This window comes from Sutterella sp. AM11-39 (assembly GCF_003472385.1).
GTDB lineage: Bacteria > Pseudomonadota > Gammaproteobacteria > Burkholderiales > Burkholderiaceae_F > Duodenibacillus > Duodenibacillus intestinigallinarum.
The window spans coordinates 240,242-258,333 of the sequence record NZ_QRLV01000002.1; the positions used below are offsets into that span (position 1 = coordinate 240,242).

Sequence of the window (18,092 nt, forward strand, 5' to 3'; positions counted from 1 at the left end):
TTCGCTTCCCGAAACGCCCGTGCATGGGGGTAAACAACATTGTTAAGAATTCTGCCAAAACTTTGACGATTTGCACGCCGCAAATTTTGAGTTTTTCTCGTTGTTCTTCATACCGATAGCCTATCGATCCGCACGACTTTTTTCTTCAGCCGAAAAGAGGAGCCGCAGGCACTAAAATTTCATGCCTGTCGCTTTCTCGTTGACCTTGTTGCAAACCATGTCCTATCGCCGTCTTCTTCCGCTTGCTCTTTCGTTCGTTCTTGCTGGCTGCTCGACCATCCAGAACATTTTCGATCCCTTGTCTCCCGGCGCCGACAGTTCGGCCGCTTTCGTACTCACAGCCAAGGGCGTGCAGCAGTTTCAGTGCACGGCAGACGCCAACGGTCGTTACTGGAAATTCATCACCCCGCAGGCCGAACTCACAGACGGCAAGGGGCGCGTCGTTGCTCGCCAGGGCTCTGAAGGAAGCTTTTTTGCCAAAGACGGCTCCATTCTGGCCGCCAAGATTGAAAAGCACGCCGACAAGGCAACACCGGGCAATCTGCGAGACCTCGTTTACCGCACTACCTCGCGCGGCAAGGAAGGCATGCTCACAGGGATCACTCACGTCAAGCGCACCGACGGCAAAGGCGGCGTACCGCTCACGCGCTGTTCGCCGTCTCAATTGGGGGCCACGCTCAAAGTGCCCTTCACGGCGACTTACACCTTCTATCGCAACCGCTGACAAAATCCTGAAAAATCAAAGACTTCCCTTATCGCCGCCGCACAATTGGACAAATTGACATCGTGAAAACAGTTCCCAAATCGGGTAAAATTAAGTGTTTCTTTGTGCGGAAAATTTTTCCGCACCGGCATGTGTGATTTTGGGAGGTTTTATGGTTGGAGCTACGGTTTTGGGCGTTTTCCTTCAAGGATTGCCGCCGGATCGTCGCGTCGCTATGGCCCGAGTTGCAAGTCTGATTCGCCGTGCTGCACGCGGCGTGCGTGAGAGCAAGCGTTTCGGTCTTGTTTTTTATGAACTCAACGGGGGACCGCTCTTCGGTCTTGAATCCCGCGAAAAGTCGCTCACGCTTTACATTGCCGAAAAGTCCGTCATCGAACCCTTCGTCCCGACTCTGAAGGGCATCGATGCCGAACACAGCCTCATCGAGTTTACGGATCTCAATCGTCTTCCGCTTCCCGATATCGAAAAGATCGTGCGCGCAAGCGTCGTCGCCCGCCGCGAACGTCAGGCCGCTCCCTCGCAGTCTGAAATTCTCGCCATGTGGGGCGTCAAGGAAGAGGAAGCCGCAGTGGCTCCTCCTGTCGTTCGCATTTCCATGAGAACGGCCGAAGACGAACAGGCCGAAGCCGCCGCCAAGGCCGAGGCCGAACGTCTTGCCGCTGAAAACAAGAAGATTCTGCGCCCGACGCGGCCGGAAAAGTCGCTGGTGCAAAAGCGCGCCGCCGCTGCTGCCGGTAAGCCCAAGTCCACGAAGGCCAAGGCAGTCTCCGACGAAAAGAGCGCCGCCAAGCCCGCTGTAGCCCGTCGCACGACGCGCCGCACGAAAGCTTCGGAAGCCTCGGCAGCTTGATTCGACAACGCAAAGCGCTGCAATGACAGCGTCGCAATGCAAAAACGCCCGGTTTCGGGCGTTTTTGCTTATACGGGTCTCTTATCGTTCTCGTCAGACTTCGATAAGCGTGTATCGGTCGCTACCCATCTTCAGTTCGCGCATGGCGGTGAGCTGATGCATACCCACGCGCGACTCGATGCGTTCGACCAGATCGTGGTTGTGCGGCGTGGCGTAAACCAGATCAACGCAAGCCTGGTCAATGGCGAGAATATCGGTCGAAGCAAGAATGCCCACGTCCTCGATGGTTGGCTCGGCTGCAGCAGTGCCCGCGCAGTCGCAGTCCACAGACATACGGCGCATCACGTTGATATAAACGATATGCTTGCCGAAATAGTCAATCACGGCCTTGGCCGATTCAGCCATCGTTTCCATCAACCGTTCCTTGGCGGGCCACTGATCCCAGGGCTTGGAGACGTCGTCAATCGCATGCACCTGCGCCTTGCCAATGCGGCCGTCGGCGCAACCGATGGCGATGTTCTTCATCGAGCCGCCGAAGCCGCCCATCGCATGACCCTTGAAGTGCGTGAGCACGATCATGGAGTCGTAATTGACGATATGCCCGCCCATGGAGACTTCCTTGAAGTGCTTGCCGCCACGCACCGGCAAATTAACCGTGCCCTCGGCGTCCATGATGTCAACCGGGCAGAACGTCCAGCCATTGACCTTGAGCGTTTCAAGATGCTGTTCGGTCGTAAAGCGGTCGCCTTCGTAAAGCGTGTTGGTTTCCACGATCACGGAGTCAGGCACCGTGGCCTGGAACGCCTTCACCATGTCTCGGGGCAGAATGTTGGGACCGTTCTTTTCGCCGGTGTGCAGCTTAATGGCCACCTTGCCGTAGATGCCTTCGTTGATGCGTTCATAGAGATCGATCAGCGTCTGCGCGTCGATCTTGCGCGAGAAATACACCTTGGCTTTTGCGCCCGGCGCATCGGCCGCAACCTTCTTGCAGGCCGCCACCGGGGCCTGGCCCATCGTTTCAGTCGTTGTCATCTTCTTACCTTCCTTTGCCGCCGTTGCCGCCAACGGCGAAGCTGCCGTCACGGCACCGGCCGCAACGCCTTTGAGCAAATCGCGTCGCGATAGCCCGTGTTTGTCACAACATGCGTATCGGCTCATGTCAGTAGCCTCCGAAACAGAAACTTCCATTGCACCATTATCGAACCGCCAGCGGCAGCCCGCATTGCACAAAACGTGCAAACACGCGTGCGAAATTCTCAGCTTTTCTGCTCCTCAAATCCGCATTGAAGCGCATCGATCAAGCGCTTGTATTCGGCCTTGACCTGCTGCTCGGTGCATCCCATCAGGACGGCGTCGTCGAGCACATCCTGCAGCAGCGCTTTCACCTCCTCCCAGTTTTCTTCGAGCACCTTTACCTTTTCCGTGCAAGAGACGGTGCTGCCGTCGGCTTTGAGCCAGCGCTCGGGCGGCGCCGTGGTCAGTTCTTCCTTCTGATGCATTTGCTGACAAAAATTTTGTTTTCCGATGCGCGTCGGTCCCCGGCCATCGCTCGATTCGACACAAGCAACCGTCGCCGCGCGGTTAAAATCAGACATCTGTAAATGATAGGAAATTGCGGCGCGTTGTGCTTTGTCGCCAAGTCGCGCCTTTCTTTCGTCTTTGTGTCTTGCCATGGATATCCTGCACAGTCTGACCTCCGCCTTTAATCCGAAAGCCGTCGCCGTCGTCGGCGCAAGCGACCGCCCCGGCAGCCGAGGCTCTTTTGTTTGGAGCGGCGTGATGAACGGCAGACGAGTGCACGAAGCCTATCCCGTCAACCCGAAGTACAAGTACATCGGTGTGACGTCGTGTTGGCCTTCTCTTTCTGAAGTCCCCGCCAAGATTGATCTGGCCGTCATCGCCACGCCCTCGTCCAAGATCGAAGGGTTGCTCAAAGAGTGCAAAAAGCTGGGCATTCCCAACGTACTGATCACCCCCGGCGATGAAGAGCTCACAGCCGACCGTCGCTGGCGCGAACACATCGCGCAAATGGCACGAGAGGCCGGCATTCGCATCATCGGCCCCGATTCGATGGGCATCATGCGCCCGAGCATCGGCTTGAACGTCAGTTATTGGCCGCGTCTTGCGCAGACCGGCTCCATCGGGCTGCTTTGCCAGTCGGGCGCCGTCACGGCATCCGTACTCGAGTACGCCGAGCGCTCCGGCATCGGCTTTTCCACCGTCATTTCCTCGGGCCTTGAAAGCGAAGTGTCGCTCGCGGAAATGATTGACTTTTTGGTGGCAGACCCACAAACCGAAATCATTGCGCTTCACGTCGAAGCACTGCGTCACCCGAGAAGTTTCTTCTCCGCGCTTAAAAATGCCGTGCGTCAAAAGCCGGTAATCGTACTCAAGGCCGGCCGAGGCACCAACGCTCGGCGCCTGGCGTGCGCACGCCTTGCCACGGCCGCCAGCGACGAAGCCGTCTTTGACGCGGCCATTGCGCGCGTGGGCGCCATCCGTTGCGACAAGCTCGAAGAGTTCGTCACCACACTCGAAGTGTTCTGCACGGACAAGAATCCGCGACAAGGGCGCCTGGCAATGCTCGGCACGGGCCTGGGCTTTGCGCTGCTCACGGCCGATGCGGCCGACGCCGAAGGCATTGCCTTTGCCAACTTCTCGATGCAGACGGAAAAAACCCTTGCCAAAATCTGCAACGCCAAGCTCGGCGTCACTAACCCTCTGGCAATAGCCGCCGACGCCGATGCAGAATTCTTCGCGCAAGCGCTCACGGCGTGCCTCGACGACGACAACGTCGACGGCGTCGTGGTCACCCTTTCCCCCACGGCCGCTAACGCCACACCGCGTACCACGCAGCTTTTAGCCAATGCCGCCAAGGCTTCCTTTAAGCCCGTCGTTGTGTGCTGGGCCGCGCCCTTTGCCGAAAGCCTGATGCATTCGAGCTTCAAGCGCTGCGGCCTGCCGTGCGTAGCAACGCCGCAGCTCGCCGTGCGCGCCTTTGCCAATCTGGCCCGTTACGAGAATCTCAAAAAGCAACGCCTGCAGCCGCCTTCCGAAACGCTCACTGCGGGCAAACCCGATCTTGCCGCCGCGCGACGCATCGTCAAGCAAGCTAAGGCTCAACAGCGCTTCATTCTCTCGGACAACGAAACGACCGAACTGCTGCAAAGCTTCGGGATCACTTCTCTGGCCTGCACTTTCGCACCTGGCGAGAACGAGGCGGCCGCCGCCGCGCGACGTATCGGCTTTCCCGTAGCCGTCAAGATTTCGGCCGAGGGCATTGCGCACAAGACCGATACGGGCGGAGTCATTCTCAACCTGATGTCAGAGTCCGAAGTGCGCGAAGCGTTCAACACCGTGCGTGATCGCTGTGCTCAACGCGCTCCCATGGCACTCTTTAAGGGCGTATTTGTGCAGAAGATGGCCCATAGCGAACGTCTGCGCGAAGTGTGCATCCGCGCTGCCACCGACCCCGTACTCGGCGCTGCGATCAGTTTCTCGGCCGGCGGCCGCACCGGCGAGATTTTCACGGAACGTACGGTGGAACTTGCGCCGCTTACCGAACCTCAGGCACGTCGCATGATCCGACGTCACCCGGTCTACAAAGCGTTGGGCGACTTCCGCGGCATGCCCGCAGCCAACGAAGACGCACTCGTAGCGACACTTCTTAAGATTTCCGCTCTGATGTGCGAAATTCCGGCCGTGGCTGAAATCACCGTCAATCCGCTCGTTATCGACGATCAACTGGCGGTGTCGCTCGACGCCGGCGTGGCGCTGTGCGCCCGCAGCGACGAGCCCGACGCACGATACTCGCATATGCTGATGCAGCCTGCACCGATCACTTCTGGCGAAGAATTCACAAGCCGCGGCGGTCTGATGCGCATCCGCAGCATCCGTCCTGAAGACTTCGCCGCCGAAAAGCGCCTGCTGCAACGACTCTCGCAAAAGAGCGCTTATCTGCGCTTTCACAAGGACGCGACCGATGTCACTGACAACGAAATCATCGGCTTTACGGACTTCGATCGCGAACGTGAAGCAGCTTTCGTCATCACCGACGCAGGCGCTTCCATTGAAAAGCCTGAAATTCACGCCGTCGGTCGCCTCACAAAAGCCCCCGATTCCGACACGGCCGAATTCGGCATCGTGGTGGAAGACAAATTCCAGCGCGCCGGTTTTGGAGCCATCCTGATGCAACAGCTAGAAAACGAGGCCCGTAGCCGCGGCGCTCGCCTCCTCTCGGGGTGGGTTCTCAAGGGCAACGACGCCATGGCGGGGCTTATGAGCCGCCGCGGCTATCGCGCGGCAGATTGTCCGGAAGACGCCTCAATGCTCATTTATTCGCTCGAACTCGGATCGAACAGATAAAACCACCCCAAGCCCACGAAAGGATTTCTTTTCATGCCTTTGAATCAAGTTCTTGAACAGCGTGTTCTCACCGTTGAAATCTCGCGCCCGGAAAAACGCAATACGCTCGACGCCAAAACGCTGGAAGAATTCACCGCACTTCTGGCCAATGCCGAAGCTGACGACAACGTGCGAGTGATTGTCATCACGGCCCAGCCCGGCATCTTCTGTGCGGGCGGAGACCTCAAGGAGCAGCTTGAAAACCCGAGCGCTTCGTCCGACTCTCCTGCCGGCCGCTTCATCACGCAACTGCAAACGATGACCAAGCCCATGATGGCCTGCGTCGAGGGACCGTGCGTGGGTTTCGGCACCACGATTCTTTATTACTGCGACCTCGTCTACGCCGGCGCAAGCAGCCTCTTTTCCCTGCCCTTTACAGCACTCGGCCTCACGCCGCGCTTCGGCGTGTCGTACCTCGCCGTGGCCGCTGCAGGGCTGCACAAGGCCGCCGAAAAGATCCTGCTCTCCGAACCCATTACCGCACAGGAAGCACTTCAGATGGGAATGGTAAGCGGCGTCTTTGAAGACGATGCAGTGCGCGCGCAGACGCTCGCCCGCGCTCAGCGCCTGGCCAAGCTTTCGCCCGTTGCCGTGCGCTCCTCCAAAGAGCTCCTGCGTCTGGCCATGAACAAGTGCATTGAAGCTGTGCGCGAACGCGAAGCCTCAGCCTTTGAAGCGGCGGCCGCCACACCCGCTGCCAAAGAAGCCTGTGCGGCCTTCCTCGAAGGACGCAAGCCCAATCTGGACTAAATTTCTCTGCCACAAAAGTCTGAAGGCCATTCTCGAACTTCCGCCGAGAATGGCTTTCTTCATTTCAGGCCAACTTGTCGGACTTACTTGACCGTTTCAACGTTGAGATACTGCTCATCGGTCACGGGTTCCATCCAGTTGACGTTCTTGCCCTGCGGGTCATATCCCGTGATCGTCATCTGAACCATACGCTGATCCGGAGCGGCACCGTGGAAGTGCTTGACGCCCTTGGGGCAGACGACCACGTCACCCTTCTTGAGAACGCTCACCTTCTGGCCGTACACGCCAGAGCGACCCTCGCCCTCGGCGATGATGAGCACCTGACCGGTCGGATGGGTGTGCCAGAAGGAACGGGCACCGGGCTCAAAAATCACGTAGGCCCCCGCCACCGGCATGCCCGGAAGCTGATCCGAAAGCGCCTGAATCTTCACCTTGCCCGTAAAGACCTTGTTGCCGCCGTCAACCACCGCCAAGTCCTTGGCGCGTGTCACCAGCTGAGAGCCTTCCGGGATATCGGCCGCTGCCGCAGAACCGGCCATCAAAACTGCGCAAGCCAGAGCGAGAGAAACCTTCAACATTGCTATCTCCTTGTTTTTCTTAGGAAAACTTTGTGTTTTCAATTGTGCCTGCAGCCGTCGCCAATATCCAATACTTATTTAGGATGCTTTTTCATGCAAAAATGACATATTCGCTTCCGTTGGAGCTCGATCATGAACACAAAGGTGCTGAAAACGTTTCTGACGATCTGCCGCGTCGGCAGCATCACCAAGGCCGCGCAGCTGCTTTATATCTCTCAGCCCGCGTTAAGCCGTCAGATCCAGGACCTCGAAGAGGAGCTCGGTTGCAAGCTTTTCGACCGATCCAAGCGCCAGCTATCACTCACCGAAAGCGGTTTTCTGCTGCAGCAACGCGCGCAGGAAATTCTCAATCTCGATGAGCGCACCAAAAAGGAACTGCGCGAGAACTCGGGGTTTCTTTCAGGAGAACTGCGCATCGGCTGCGTCGAATCAAGTGCCGTGCGCTTTCTTGCGGACAAGTTCCAGGCGTTTCGCGCCTCCTATCCGCAGGTGCAGTTTGAGCTTTATTCGGCCGACGGCGACGACATCCGTAGCGCGCTCGATCACGACCGCATTGACATGGGCATTCTTCTCGAACCTGTTGAAGCAGCCAAATACGATGCCATTGATCTGCCGGTCGCCGACCGCTGGGGCATCGTGGTGCGCGACGACTCACCCGTTGCATCGCATCCCTTCGCCAACGGCCAGACGATTTCCTCTCTGCGTATGATCTTGCCGCGCCGCGCAATCGTTCGAACCGAGATCAAAACGTGGTTTTCAGAGCTCGTCAAGGATGAGACCGTGGTGATGTACCACAACCTGCCGAGTCTGTCACTGCATTTCATCCGCTCCGGCATCGGTGACGCGCTTTTATGCGTGGAAGGTTCCTACGGCATCCGCCCCACTCCGGGCCTTCGGTTCGTGCCGCTCGCTCCGGAACGTCTGGCGCGCCACAAGTTCGTGCGGCGCAAGAACCATCGGCTTTCCAAAGCCGGCGAAATCTTCTGGTCTCAGTTGCAAAATCACGACCTCTGATTTCATGCAATTTATGCATGAAAAATCATTGAAAATTAGTCTTTGACATAGCTTTTTGTTTCGGGAGATACTTTTTTGCAACCCATTGATTTCACTGTTGCAAAGGAGTTTCTCATGACTGCCACTACAAGTCGTCGCCACCTGTTGGGCGGCCTCGGAGCACTTGCCGCCACGGCGTTTGTTCCGTCCGCACAGGCTGCTTCCGGCCAAAAGCCCCGCGTCGTCGACATCCCCGACATCGTACAGATGCGCACGCTCGGGTCAGGTGCCGCGGCCATGCACGTCACGGCTCTTGGCTTCGGCTGTATGGGCATGAGCTATCACCGCAGCGAAACACCCGATGCGACCATGCTCAAACGCGTGGTGGCCCAAGCCTACGATCTCGGCGTCAACTTCTTTGATACCGCCCAGGTCTACGGCCGCGTGCGCGCCCAAAACGAAAAATTCGTGGGACAAGCGATCGCGCCGTTTAAGAACCGCATTCAGGTCGCCTCCAAGTTCGGCTTCGTGTTCGATGAGCACGAAAAGAAAATCGAAGGACGCTTTGACAGCCGCCCTGAAAACATCCGTCGTGTCTGTGAAGAGTCCCTGAAAAACCTCGGCATTGAGGCCATCGATCTCTTCTACCAGCACCGATTCGACCCGGCCGTTCCGGTCGAGGACGTTGCGGGTACCGTCGCCGACCTCATCAAGGAAGGCAAGGTAAAGCACTTCGGCATGTGTGAAGTGGGTCCCAACACAATCCGCGCTGCGCATAAGGAATGCCCGGTGACGGCTATTCAGAGCGAATATCACCTCATGTGGCGCGAGCCCGAAACCAAAGTGTTCCCCGTGCTGCAGGAGCTCGGCATCGGCTTTGTGCCCTACAGCCCGCTCAATCGAGGCTTTCTGGGCGGTACCGTCAACGAGTACACGCAGTTTGACGTCACCAACGACAACCGTCACACGCTGCCGCGCTTTACTCCGCAGGCTCTGCGCGCCAACTACCGCATCGTCGAAGTGCTCAATCACTTCGGTCGTACGCACGGCATGACCTCCTCGCAAATCGCCCTGCTGTGGATGCTCGACAAGGCCGACTGGATCGTTCCTATTCCGGGCACCACAAAACTTTCGCACCTGGAGGAAAACCTGCGCTCGCTCGACTTCAAGGTAAGCCGTACTGAGTGGACCGAACTGGAAAAGCAAGTGGCTGCCGTTGACATCGTCGGCGACCGTTACCCCGCCGAACAACAAAACCAGATCAACTCGAACTGATCTCTCCGGCACGGGCCGCTGCCGATCCCGTGTGACGGCCCGATCGGTCTTGTATAAGAATTCGGCATCGCGCCGCGTAACGATTCGGCATTGGACAGCGGGCGTGCTCTGCCGCTACGCTTTTTGCAAACACTCAATCACATTGTCGGAAAAGGCTGCAAGATGAAGAATGAACGCTCTCGTCAAACGCCGGGTACCGGGCTCACCCGCCGACAGTTTGCGCTCTATTCGGGCGCAATCGCCGCACAGTTTCTGCCCCTTTCCTCCATCCGCGCGGCCGAACCTGCTTTACCCCGCGTCTACTACGCCAAAAACGTCACCGCGGAAAACTTTGTTGCCGTTTTTGAAAGGTTGAGAGCCGAAGCGGGCCTTACATCCGTCAAAGGACGCATCGGCATCAAGCTGCACGGCGACGAGGTGCACGTCAACCGCGCACTGTGGCAGGCGCTGCAGGCGAATCTGCCCGGAAGCTTCTACGTTGAAGGCAATTGGGCCTCAACCTACACCTCCGGGCGAGGCAACACGCAGGGTAATCTGGATGCGATCGCCTCACAAGGCGTTCCCCGCGAACAGATCGACATTCTCGACCGAGACGGCGCCTATCGCATGGTACCGATTCACTTGGGCGCGGAACTAAAGGAAGTGTCCGTCTCAAAGGCGCTTCTGGACGAATACGGTGCCGTAGTCGTTGCCGCCAATTTCAAGATCCCGAGCTTTGCGGGCTATTCGGGCGCCATGAAAAACGTGGGCATCGGTCTTGCCGGCGCCTTCGGCAAAACCGCAGTGCATGGAGAGGGCTTCAGAAAGAACGCGGGCTTTTTCCGGCGTTTGGCAGACGCTGCCAAAGGCATTGACGAAGCGATGAAAGGAAAACTCCTTTACATCAACGTGCTCTCGAAAATGAAGATCACCCCGTTAAAGGGCGCATCGGTGCGAACCGGCACGCTCGGCATCGTGGGCTCCCTCAGCATGGCCGCAGCCGACCAGGCGGCGCTTGACCTTATCTACGGGCTCACTCCCGCGCAATACGACGCCTATCCCGAAGACGTCAAGATCGAACGCGGCTTTCTGCAGCTCGAGTACCTTGAAAAGCTCGGCGTCAAAGGACGTCGCTACACCCGAATCAATCTGTAAAGAAATCATGGACAGAAGACAATTTCTCGCAGCTGCCACTGCCGCCTACGCCGCTTCTGGAATAACCGCAGTCAAACCTGCTGGTGCATCCGCTCCACGATCCGACCTTGCTGGCGTTTGCGATATTCATCTGCATGCGGCGCCCGACTCCAAAGCCAGAAGTCTGTCGGAATACGACATGGCTCAGGAAGCTAAAGCCGCAGGTTATCGCGCCGTTCTTTTCAAATCCAACGACTTTTCCTGTCACGACCGCGCCTATCTGCTGCGTCAGGCTGTCCCCGGTATCGAACTCTTCGGCTCGATCGTGTTAAACCGCGCCACCGGCGCCACGCTCAACACCTATGCCGTCGAAAAGGCGCTTGCCACCACCGGAAACCTCTGCCGCACCGTGTGGATGCCGACGCTTGATGCCGAATACGCCGTCCGAACCTTCAAGCAAAACACACCGTTCATTCGCGTCTCCGACGGCAACGGCAAGCTGCTCCCAGAGACGCTGCACATCATGGAACTATGCGCGCAAGCCGACGTTGCCTTTGCCACCGGCCACAGTTCCCCGACAGAGTCGCTTCTGATGGCTCAGGCCGCACACGACATGGGATTCAAAAAGTGCATCATCACGCACCCCAACGCGCTCATCTGGAAGATGTCGCCCGCGCAGCTCGAACGGGCAGCCTCGCTCGGCGCCTGGATCGAATTCTGCTATCTGGGCCGCTTCTGGGGTGAGGATTCGGCCATGCCGACGTACCCGCGTCAAAGCCTGCAGGAAGCAACCGAAATCCTGCGTGTTGCACCGGAGCGCACCTTCATCACCACCGACCTGGGTCAGGTCGGCATGCCCCGCCCCGTGGCAGGCATGCGCCAGGCCCGCAATGAATTGCTCAAGGCGGGATTCAGCGCGGCTTGTCTGAAATCTATGCTGAGTGACACCCCGGCCTACTTGATCGGCCTTGAAAAATAGCCGGTACCCCGACGCCCACGCAAAACGGCCCCACGGCGGCCGTTTTGCAAGAGGCAGGCATTTCCTCCGTATACTTGCTACCCGAATAGTTTCTTAATTCCACAACGATGGAGGCGATGCTTTTGGCTGTCGCACATTGCGACAAGCTTCGGCGTCGAAGTTTCGAATGAAAGTTCTTTTGACGGGCGGCACGGGCTTCATCGGCTCGCATACGGCCGTATGTCTGATTGAATCGGGCCATACGGCGGTTCTCTACGACAATCTATCCAACAGCAAGCCCGAAGTGGTCGACGCCATCGAAACGATCACCGGCGCGCGTCCTGCATTTGTGGAAGGTGACATCCGCGATGGGGCAAAGCTCGTGGAAACGCTCAAGGCCTACGAAATCGATGCCGTGATCCACTTTGCGGGGCTCAAGGCCGTCGGCGAATCGGTCGAAAAACCGCTTCTCTACTACGACAATAACATCGCGGGTACGGTGACGCTGCTGCAGGCCATGAAGGAGTGCGGCGTCAACAAGCTTATCTTCTCGAGCTCTTCGACCGTCTACGGCACACCTGTGTCGCTGCCGCTCACCGAAGACATGCCGACGGGAACGCCCACGAATCCCTATGGTCGCACCAAGCTCATGATCGAAGAGATCCTGCGAGACCTGTGCGAGGCGCAGCCCGAGTTTGCCGCCGTGTGTTTGCGCTACTTCAATCCGATCGGCGCACACGATTCAGGCCTAATCGGAGAGGATCCCAATGGGATACCCAACAATCTACTACCCTATGTAGCACGTGTTGCCTCTGGCAAGCTCGAATACGTACGCGTATTCGGCGACGACTACCCAACGCCCGACGGCACGGGTGTGCGCGACTACATTCATGTGGTGGACCTTGCCCGAGGTCACGTGGATGCGCTCACCTACGCCGAAAACCACGCCGGTTGGGAGGCTATCAATCTGGGTACCGGACGCGGCTCGAGCGTACTGGAAGTGATTGCAGCTTTTGAAAAGGCTTGCGGCAAGAAACTGCCCTACAAGGTGCTGCAGCGGCGCGCCGGAGACATTGCCGCCAACTGGTGCTGTCCGGACAAGGCCGAAAAGCTACTGGGATGGAAGGCGCAGTACGGCATCGCGGAGATGTGCTCGAGCAGCTGGAAATTCGAGCGGATGCACACCCAAGCAAAATAAGCCGACCACGAAAAAACCGCTGAAGGAGCAATTCCGACAGCGGTTCTTTTTTGCCCGGCGCCAAAGGCACCGGGGGAAAGTTCAAGCAAGAAACCGATTATTCAGCGGCCTTTTCTTCCTTAACTTCTTCGACGGCTTCAGCACGTTCGGTGAGTTCCATGTAAGCCATGGGAGCATTGTCACCAACGCGGAAACCCATCTTGAGAATGCGGGTGTAGCCGCCGTTGCGGTTGGCAAAGCGCGGGCCGAGCACTTCAAAGAGCTTGGTCACGATGGCGCGGTTACGCAAGCGGTTGAAAGCCAGACGACGGTTGGCAACGGTGTCAACCTTGGCAAGCGTGATCATCGGTTCGACGACGCGGCGCAGTTCCTTAGCCTTCGGCACGGTGGTCTTGATGGCTTCGTGCTCGAGCAGCGAATTCATCATGTTACGGAGCATGGCGAGGCGGTGGGCGCTCGTGCGATTGAGTTTACGCAGACCAGAACGATGGCGCATTTTGAATTCCTTATTGAGTCTATTGAGCGAACCCGGAATCCGGAATCGCTCCCCCGGCTCTTCGATCCCTTGCCGTGGCAAAGGCGGGCGGGTTTAAGTTGAAAAAACGTAAGGCCCGCATTTTACAGGAAATTTTCCTTCCTGCGCAATGCGGGCAATGAAAAAAAAATTAGAGGTTGGCAGGCGGCCAGTTTTCCAGACGCATACCGAGCGTCAGACCGTGGGAAGCAAGAACTTCCTTGATTTCGTTCAAGGACTTGCGGCCCAGATTCGGGGTCTTGAGCAGTTCGTTTTCGGTGCGCTGAATCAGATCGCCGATGTAGTACACGTTTTCGGCCTTCAGGCAGTTGGCGCTGCGAACCGTGAGTTCGAGGTCGTCAACCGGACGCATCAGAATCGGATCGAGCGGCGGCGGGGTTTCTTCCTGCGGCTGCTGATCAACTTCGATGTTGGTCTTGATGGCACCGAACACGGAAAGCTGATCCTGCAGAATGTGCACAGCGTTGCGCAGTGCATCTTCCGGGCTGATCACGCCGTTGGTTTCGATGGTCATCTCGAGCTTGTCGAGGTCGGTGCGCTGAGCCACGCGAGCGGCAGACACGGAGTAAGCCACACGGCGGACCGGCGAGAAGCTGGCGTCCATGATGATGCGACCGATGGTCTGCTTGGAGTAGTCGTCGCGGAAGGCGCGAACGTCACCCGGCTGGTAGCCGCGGCCGGTTTCAACGCGAACCTGCAAGTCGAGCTTGCCACCGGAGAGGTTGGCAATCACGTGGTCGGGGTTGAGAACGGTCACGTCGTGCGGCAGATCGAAGTCGCCGGCAGTCACGGGACCCATGCCGGACTTCTGTAGGCGCAGCATGACATCTTCACGGCCGCCTTCGAGCTTGAAGACGACTCCCTTGAGGTTCAGGAGGATGTCCACAACGTCTTCGATGACGCCGTCAATCTGGGAGTATTCGTGCACGACGCCCACGATCTGAGCTTCGGTCGGAGCGTAGCCGACCATGGAGGACAGAAGAATGCGGCGAAGGGCGTTGCCGAGCGTGTGGCCGTAGCCGCGTTCAAACGGCTCGAGCGTGATGACGGCAAGGTTGGGATTCTGTTCGTCGACGACGGCTTCGACCGTGGTCGGCTTCAGGAGCGCAGTATTGGCCATTGTGTAAAGATTCCTATTCAATACCCTCGGCTCGTTACACCGATAAGGCTGACGGTTACTTTCAAGAAAGTCCCGTGAACGCGCGAGAAAGCACATCGTTGTTTCAGGGGCCGCCCGAAACAACAGGGACGCACAAAAGGAGCACTGCCGAGACTTCAGCAATGCTTTTCAAGAGGTTCGCGAGTTTTGATTTTATCAAACCCCTTGAAAAGCATTGGCGCCCGAAGCACGAAAACCGTGCCCGAGCGCTTCTTTTCCCTGTGTACCCGGTTTGACCTCGACCCTCACTACAGAGCGGGGCCAAACCGAATTCAGCAACCGGATTAACGCGAGTAGTGTTCGATAACGAGAGCTTCGTTGATGTCCGGAGCGATTTCGTCGCGGGCCGGTGCGTTCTTGAACGTACCTTCCATCTTCTTGGCATCAACGCTCACCCAGCCCGGGAAACCGTTCTGGCCGGCGAGTTCGAGAGCTTCGATAATACGAACCTGCTTCTTGGCGGACTCGCGAACGGAGATCACATCACCGGCCTTCACGGAGTAGGACGGGATATTGCACTTCTTGCCGTTAACGAGAATGGCGCAGTGGCTCACGAGCTGACGAGCTTCAGCACGCGTAGAGCCGAAGCCCATGCGGTAAACAACGTTGTCGAGGCGGCTTTCCAGCAGAGCAAACAGGATTTCGCCGGTGTTGCCGGTGCGGCGGCTTGCTTCTGCGTAGTAGCGGCGGAACTGGCGTTCGAGAACGCCGTAGGTACGCTTCATCTTCTGCTTTTCACGCAGCTGCGTACCGTAGTCCGAAAGGCGCTGGCCGGAGGTCTTGCCGTGCTGGCCGGGCTTCACCTCTGCGCTCTTGACCTTGGAGTCAAAGGAACGGCGGGCGCTCTTCAGATTGAGGTCGGAACCCTCGCGGCGCGAGAGCTTCAACTTGGGACCGAGATATCGTGCCATTTTATTTGTTACCTCTTCTATCCTGCGGCGTAGACCGCATTCAGTTTGCGTTTAACGATAGATCACGCAAACGCAGGATACGAATTAAAAAATTTTGTTGAATTAAACGCGACGGCGCTTGGACGGGCGAACACCGTTGTGCGGAACCGGAGTGACGTCCTGGATGCTCGTGACACGAATGCCGAGGGCATTGAGAGCACGAACGGAGGATTCGCGACCGGGGCCGGGGCCCATGATGCGCACTTCAACGTTCTTCAGACCGAATTCCTGGGCAATCTTGCCAGCGTGTTCGGCAGCAACCTGAGCGGCAAAGGGAGTGCTCTTGCGGGAGCCCTTGAAGCCCTGAGCGCCGGCGGAGCTGGCGGCGACGGCATTACCCTGACGGTCGGTAATGGTGATGATCGTGTTGTTGAAGGAAGCATGCACGTGGGCGATGCCTTCGGTCACAACCTTCTTCACCTTCTTGCGGCCGCGGGCGGCCTGCTGAGATTTGGGTGCCATAACTATTCTTACTCCTGATTACTTCTTGAGAGCAACGCCGGCCTTACGCGGGCCCTTGCGGGTGCGAGCGTTGGTGCGGGTGCGCTGACCGCGCACAGGCAGGCCGCGACGGTGGCGGAAGCCACGGTACGTGCCCAAGTCAATCAGACGCTTGATCGAGAGCTGAACTTCGCGGCGCAGGTCACCTTCGACGGTGTACTTGCTGACGGCGTCGCGGATGCGTTCAAGTTCCGCATCGGTCAGATCCTTGACCTTCTTGGAATGTTCGATGCCGCAGGCATCCAGAATCTGCATCGAGCGCGAACGACCGATGCCATAGATGGCAGTCAGACCGATCACGGCGTGCTGCTGCGGCGGAATGTTAATACCGGCAATACGAGCCATTTGTGTTTACCTCAATTAGCCTTGACGCTGCTTGTGACGCGGGTCTTCGCAGATCACTCGCACAATACCCTTGCGCTTGATGATCTTGCACTTGCGGCACATTTTCTTGACTGAAGCGTTAACCTTCATTCTTAATCTCCAGCCCGTCCGGGAATCGGCGGGCATACTTAGTTGGTGCCAACACAGGGGAAAGACGCATGATTTTACTTGTTTTTCCCAAAAAAACAAGTCACAAACTCGGGGGCTTGCCGCAGGACTCAGTGTAGTGACTGGTCTGCACCCCCGAAGTTTGGGACTCTCGGTCGCGCCGTCTACAACATCTGCTGCAGACGGCATTTAAATTTTGCGACTTAATTTTTTTTCAGGTTTCCCGCTTGAAGCCCTCCGGTCAGAGGCGCGGGTGGCACCTTGGTTTTAAAAGGCATCCGATCAGAGACCGGAGCCGAAGCCCTTGAAGTTGGTCTTCTTGAGCAAGTTCTCATACTGGTGAGACATCATGTAGGCCTGGACCTGGTTCATGAAGTCCATCGTCACAACGACCACGATCAACAGCGAGGTACCGCCGAAGTAGAACGGGACGTTAAAGCGAAGGTTCAGGAATTCCGGAACCAAGCAAACAAATGTCAGGTAGGCTGCACCGCCCAACGTCAGGCGCACGAGCACCTTGTCGATGTAGCGGGAAGTCTGTTCGCCCGGACGAATGCCCGGAACAAACGCACCACTCTTTTTCAGATTCTCTGCAGTTTCCTTCGGATTGAAAACCAATGCCGTGTAGAAGAAAGCAAAGAAGATGATCAAAGCAGCATAAAGAAGAGTGTAGAGCGGCTGGCCGGGGCTCAGAGCCGCTGCCAGATCGCGAATCCAACGAGTGGAGTCGCCCGTCGTGAACCAACCCGCGAGCGTAGCCGGGAACAGAATCAGAGACGAAGCAAAGATCGGGGGAATAACACCCGACATGTTCATCTTGAGCGGCAGGTAGGAAGCCTGGCCGCCGTAGATTCGGTTGCCGATCTGGCGGCGAGCGTAGTTCACCGTGATGCGGCGCTGGCCGCGTTCGATGAAGACCACGAAGGCCGTCACGACCACAACGACGGCGATCACGAAGATCGCAGCGAGCGGGGAGATGGCGCCGGTGCTCACAAGCTGGAACAAACCGCTTGCGGCGCTCGGCAGACCTGCCACGATACCGGCGAAGATGATGATCGAGATACCGTTGCCCAGACCGCGTTCGGTGATCTGTTCACCGAGCCACATCAGGAACATCGTACCCGTCACCAAGCTCACGGCGCAGGTAAAGCGGAACATCATGCCAGGATTGATGACAAGCCCGGCTTGCGTTTCCAGAGCGACTGCGATGCCGACCGCCTGGAAGAAGCCCAGCGCCAACGTGCCGTAGCGCGTGTACTGGGTGATCTTGCGGCGGCCCTGCTCGCCTTCTTTACGCAAAGCTTCAAGGCTCGGCAGCACGTACGACAGCATCTGCATGATAATCGATGCAGAAATGTAGGGCATGATGCCGAGCGCGAACACCGAGAAGCGCGATAAAGCGCCACCGGAGAACATGTTGAACAGCCCGAGGATGCCGCCTTGCTGCTCATTGAAGAGCTGGCGCAGCATGTCGGGATCGATACCGGGAACCGGCACGTGAGCGCCGATACGGTAAACGACAAGAGCGAGCAACAGGAAGATCAGGCGGCCCTTAAGGTCGCCGTACTTCGCCCACCCCGTCGGTTTTGTGCTGGGGCTATTCGCCACGTCT

At 57.7% G+C, this 18,092-nt stretch carries 19 protein-coding genes; 9 read left to right on the plus strand and 10 right to left on the minus strand.

Annotated features, from left to right (window positions below; genetic code table 11):
• The first annotated feature begins 181 nt into the window (after positions 1-181).
• Both DW133_RS03010 and DW133_RS03015 read left to right on the plus strand, forming a co-directional pair.
• Positions 182-724, plus strand: a complete 543-nt coding sequence (locus tag DW133_RS03010; RefSeq protein ID WP_118275103.1) for a DUF3455 domain-containing protein — start codon at positions 182-184, stop codon at positions 722-724.
• Positions 725-875: 151 nt separating this feature from the next.
• Positions 876-1,574, plus strand: coding sequence for a DUF1801 domain-containing protein (locus DW133_RS03015; protein ID WP_199588780.1), 699 nt, complete (start codon positions 876-878; stop codon positions 1,572-1,574).
• A 93-nt stretch (positions 1,575-1,667) separates the two neighbouring features.
• Here DW133_RS03015 and DW133_RS03020 read toward each other — a convergent pair whose 3' ends face one another.
• Positions 1,668-2,732: a DUF362 domain-containing protein gene (locus DW133_RS03020; RefSeq protein ID WP_118275105.1), complete on the minus strand. Its 1,065-nt coding sequence runs from the start codon at positions 2,730-2,732 to the stop codon at positions 1,668-1,670.
• 98 nt (positions 2,733-2,830) lie between these two features.
• On the minus strand, positions 2,831-3,247 hold the full coding sequence (locus tag DW133_RS10160; protein WP_233542090.1) for a hypothetical protein: 417 nt from the start codon (positions 3,245-3,247) through the stop codon (positions 2,831-2,833).
• Here DW133_RS10160 and DW133_RS03030 point away from each other — a divergent pair.
• Positions 3,246-5,939, plus strand: coding sequence for a GNAT family N-acetyltransferase (locus DW133_RS03030; RefSeq protein ID WP_118275107.1), 2,694 nt, complete (start codon positions 3,246-3,248; stop codon positions 5,937-5,939). The two genes, DW133_RS10160 and DW133_RS03030, sit on opposite strands and share 2 nt — an antisense overlap.
• Before the next feature lie 33 nt (positions 5,940-5,972).
• The gene (locus DW133_RS03035; protein ID WP_118275109.1) at positions 5,973-6,728 is read left to right on the plus strand and encodes an enoyl-CoA hydratase/isomerase family protein; all 756 of its coding nucleotides are present in this window, start codon (positions 5,973-5,975) and stop codon (positions 6,726-6,728) included.
• A gap of 83 nt (positions 6,729-6,811) precedes the next feature.
• Here the strand turns inward: DW133_RS03035 and DW133_RS03040 are convergent, their stop codons facing one another.
• Positions 6,812-7,306 (minus strand): cupin domain-containing protein, encoded by a 495-nt coding sequence (locus tag DW133_RS03040; RefSeq protein WP_233542091.1) that lies wholly within the window; start codon positions 7,304-7,306, stop codon positions 6,812-6,814.
• A 132-nt stretch (positions 7,307-7,438) separates the two neighbouring features.
• Between DW133_RS03040 and DW133_RS03045 the strand changes: the two genes are divergently transcribed.
• From DW133_RS03045 to galE, 5 genes are all read left to right on the plus strand, one after another.
• Positions 7,439-8,320, plus strand: coding sequence for a LysR family transcriptional regulator (locus DW133_RS03045; RefSeq protein ID WP_118275111.1), 882 nt, complete (start codon positions 7,439-7,441; stop codon positions 8,318-8,320).
• Between the two features lie 114 nt (positions 8,321-8,434).
• Entirely contained in the window at positions 8,435-9,574 is a 1,140-nt protein-coding gene (locus DW133_RS03050; protein WP_118275213.1) for an aldo/keto reductase, read from the plus strand.
• 162 nt (positions 9,575-9,736) lie between these two features.
• Positions 9,737-10,708 (plus strand): DUF362 domain-containing protein, encoded by a 972-nt coding sequence (locus tag DW133_RS03055; protein WP_118275215.1) that lies wholly within the window; start codon positions 9,737-9,739, stop codon positions 10,706-10,708.
• 7 nt (positions 10,709-10,715) lie between these two features.
• Positions 10,716-11,666, plus strand: coding sequence for a DUF6282 family protein (locus DW133_RS03060; RefSeq protein WP_199588781.1), 951 nt, complete (start codon positions 10,716-10,718; stop codon positions 11,664-11,666).
• A 166-nt stretch (positions 11,667-11,832) separates the two neighbouring features.
• Positions 11,833-12,843: a UDP-glucose 4-epimerase GalE gene (galE, locus tag DW133_RS03065; protein ID WP_118275113.1), complete on the plus strand. Its 1,011-nt coding sequence runs from the start codon at positions 11,833-11,835 to the stop codon at positions 12,841-12,843.
• Positions 12,844-12,940: 97 nt separating this feature from the next.
• Here the strand turns inward: galE and rplQ are convergent, their stop codons facing one another.
• From rplQ to secY, 7 genes are all read right to left on the minus strand, one after another.
• A complete protein-coding gene (gene rplQ, locus DW133_RS03070; RefSeq protein WP_118275115.1) occupies positions 12,941-13,339 on the minus strand; it encodes a 50S ribosomal protein L17 in 399 nt (132 codons plus the stop codon).
• Positions 13,340-13,508: 169 nt separating this feature from the next.
• Positions 13,509-14,498, minus strand: coding sequence for a DNA-directed RNA polymerase subunit alpha (gene rpoA, locus DW133_RS03075; protein WP_118275117.1), 990 nt, complete (start codon positions 14,496-14,498; stop codon positions 13,509-13,511).
• 323 nt (positions 14,499-14,821) lie between these two features.
• A complete protein-coding gene (gene rpsD / locus DW133_RS03080; protein WP_118275119.1) occupies positions 14,822-15,448 on the minus strand; it encodes a 30S ribosomal protein S4 in 627 nt (208 codons plus the stop codon).
• 102 nt (positions 15,449-15,550) lie between these two features.
• Positions 15,551-15,949, minus strand: coding sequence for a 30S ribosomal protein S11 (gene rpsK, locus DW133_RS03085; protein ID WP_118275121.1), 399 nt, complete (start codon positions 15,947-15,949; stop codon positions 15,551-15,553).
• An 18-nt stretch (positions 15,950-15,967) separates the two neighbouring features.
• On the minus strand, positions 15,968-16,333 hold the full coding sequence (rpsM, locus tag DW133_RS03090) for a 30S ribosomal protein S13 (protein ID WP_118275123.1): 366 nt from the start codon (positions 16,331-16,333) through the stop codon (positions 15,968-15,970).
• A gap of 15 nt (positions 16,334-16,348) precedes the next feature.
• Entirely contained in the window at positions 16,349-16,462 is a 114-nt protein-coding gene (gene rpmJ / locus DW133_RS03095; protein ID WP_118275125.1) for a 50S ribosomal protein L36, read from the minus strand.
• Positions 16,463-16,762: 300 nt separating this feature from the next.
• Positions 16,763-18,088, minus strand: coding sequence for a preprotein translocase subunit SecY (secY, locus tag DW133_RS03100; protein WP_118275127.1), 1,326 nt, complete (start codon positions 18,086-18,088; stop codon positions 16,763-16,765).
• Positions 18,089-18,092: the final 4 nt, after the last annotated feature.

Coding starts and splice junctions, on each gene's coding strand:
- DW133_RS03010 (WP_118275103.1), top strand. CDS start 182: ATGCCTGTCGCTTTCTCGTTGACCTTGTTGCAAACCATGTCCTATCGC.
- DW133_RS03015 (WP_199588780.1), top strand. CDS start 876: ATGGTTGGAGCTACGGTTTTGGGCGTTTTCCTTCAAGGATTGCCGCCG.
- DW133_RS03020 (WP_118275105.1), bottom strand. CDS start 2,732: ATGAGCCGATACGCATGTTGTGACAAACACGGGCTATCGCGACGCGAT.
- DW133_RS03030 (WP_118275107.1), top strand. CDS start 3,246: ATGGATATCCTGCACAGTCTGACCTCCGCCTTTAATCCGAAAGCCGTC.
- DW133_RS10160 (WP_233542090.1), bottom strand. CDS start 3,247: ATGGCAAGACACAAAGACGAAAGAAAGGCGCGACTTGGCGACAAAGCA.
- DW133_RS03035 (WP_118275109.1), top strand. CDS start 5,973: ATGCCTTTGAATCAAGTTCTTGAACAGCGTGTTCTCACCGTTGAAATC.
- DW133_RS03040 (WP_233542091.1), bottom strand. CDS start 7,306: ATGTTGAAGGTTTCTCTCGCTCTGGCTTGCGCAGTTTTGATGGCCGGT.
- DW133_RS03045 (WP_118275111.1), top strand. CDS start 7,439: ATGAACACAAAGGTGCTGAAAACGTTTCTGACGATCTGCCGCGTCGGC.
- DW133_RS03050 (WP_118275213.1), top strand. CDS start 8,435: ATGACTGCCACTACAAGTCGTCGCCACCTGTTGGGCGGCCTCGGAGCA.
- DW133_RS03055 (WP_118275215.1), top strand. CDS start 9,737: ATGAAGAATGAACGCTCTCGTCAAACGCCGGGTACCGGGCTCACCCGC.
- DW133_RS03060 (WP_199588781.1), top strand. CDS start 10,716: ATGGACAGAAGACAATTTCTCGCAGCTGCCACTGCCGCCTACGCCGCT.
- galE (WP_118275113.1), top strand. CDS start 11,833: ATGAAAGTTCTTTTGACGGGCGGCACGGGCTTCATCGGCTCGCATACG.
- rplQ (WP_118275115.1), bottom strand. CDS start 13,339: ATGCGCCATCGTTCTGGTCTGCGTAAACTCAATCGCACGAGCGCCCAC.
- rpoA (WP_118275117.1), bottom strand. CDS start 14,498: ATGGCCAATACTGCGCTCCTGAAGCCGACCACGGTCGAAGCCGTCGTC.
- rpsD (WP_118275119.1), bottom strand. CDS start 15,448: ATGGCACGATATCTCGGTCCCAAGTTGAAGCTCTCGCGCCGCGAGGGT.
- rpsK (WP_118275121.1), bottom strand. CDS start 15,949: ATGGCACCCAAATCTCAGCAGGCCGCCCGCGGCCGCAAGAAGGTGAAG.
- rpsM (WP_118275123.1), bottom strand. CDS start 16,333: ATGGCTCGTATTGCCGGTATTAACATTCCGCCGCAGCAGCACGCCGTG.
- rpmJ (WP_118275125.1), bottom strand. CDS start 16,462: ATGAAGGTTAACGCTTCAGTCAAGAAAATGTGCCGCAAGTGCAAGATC.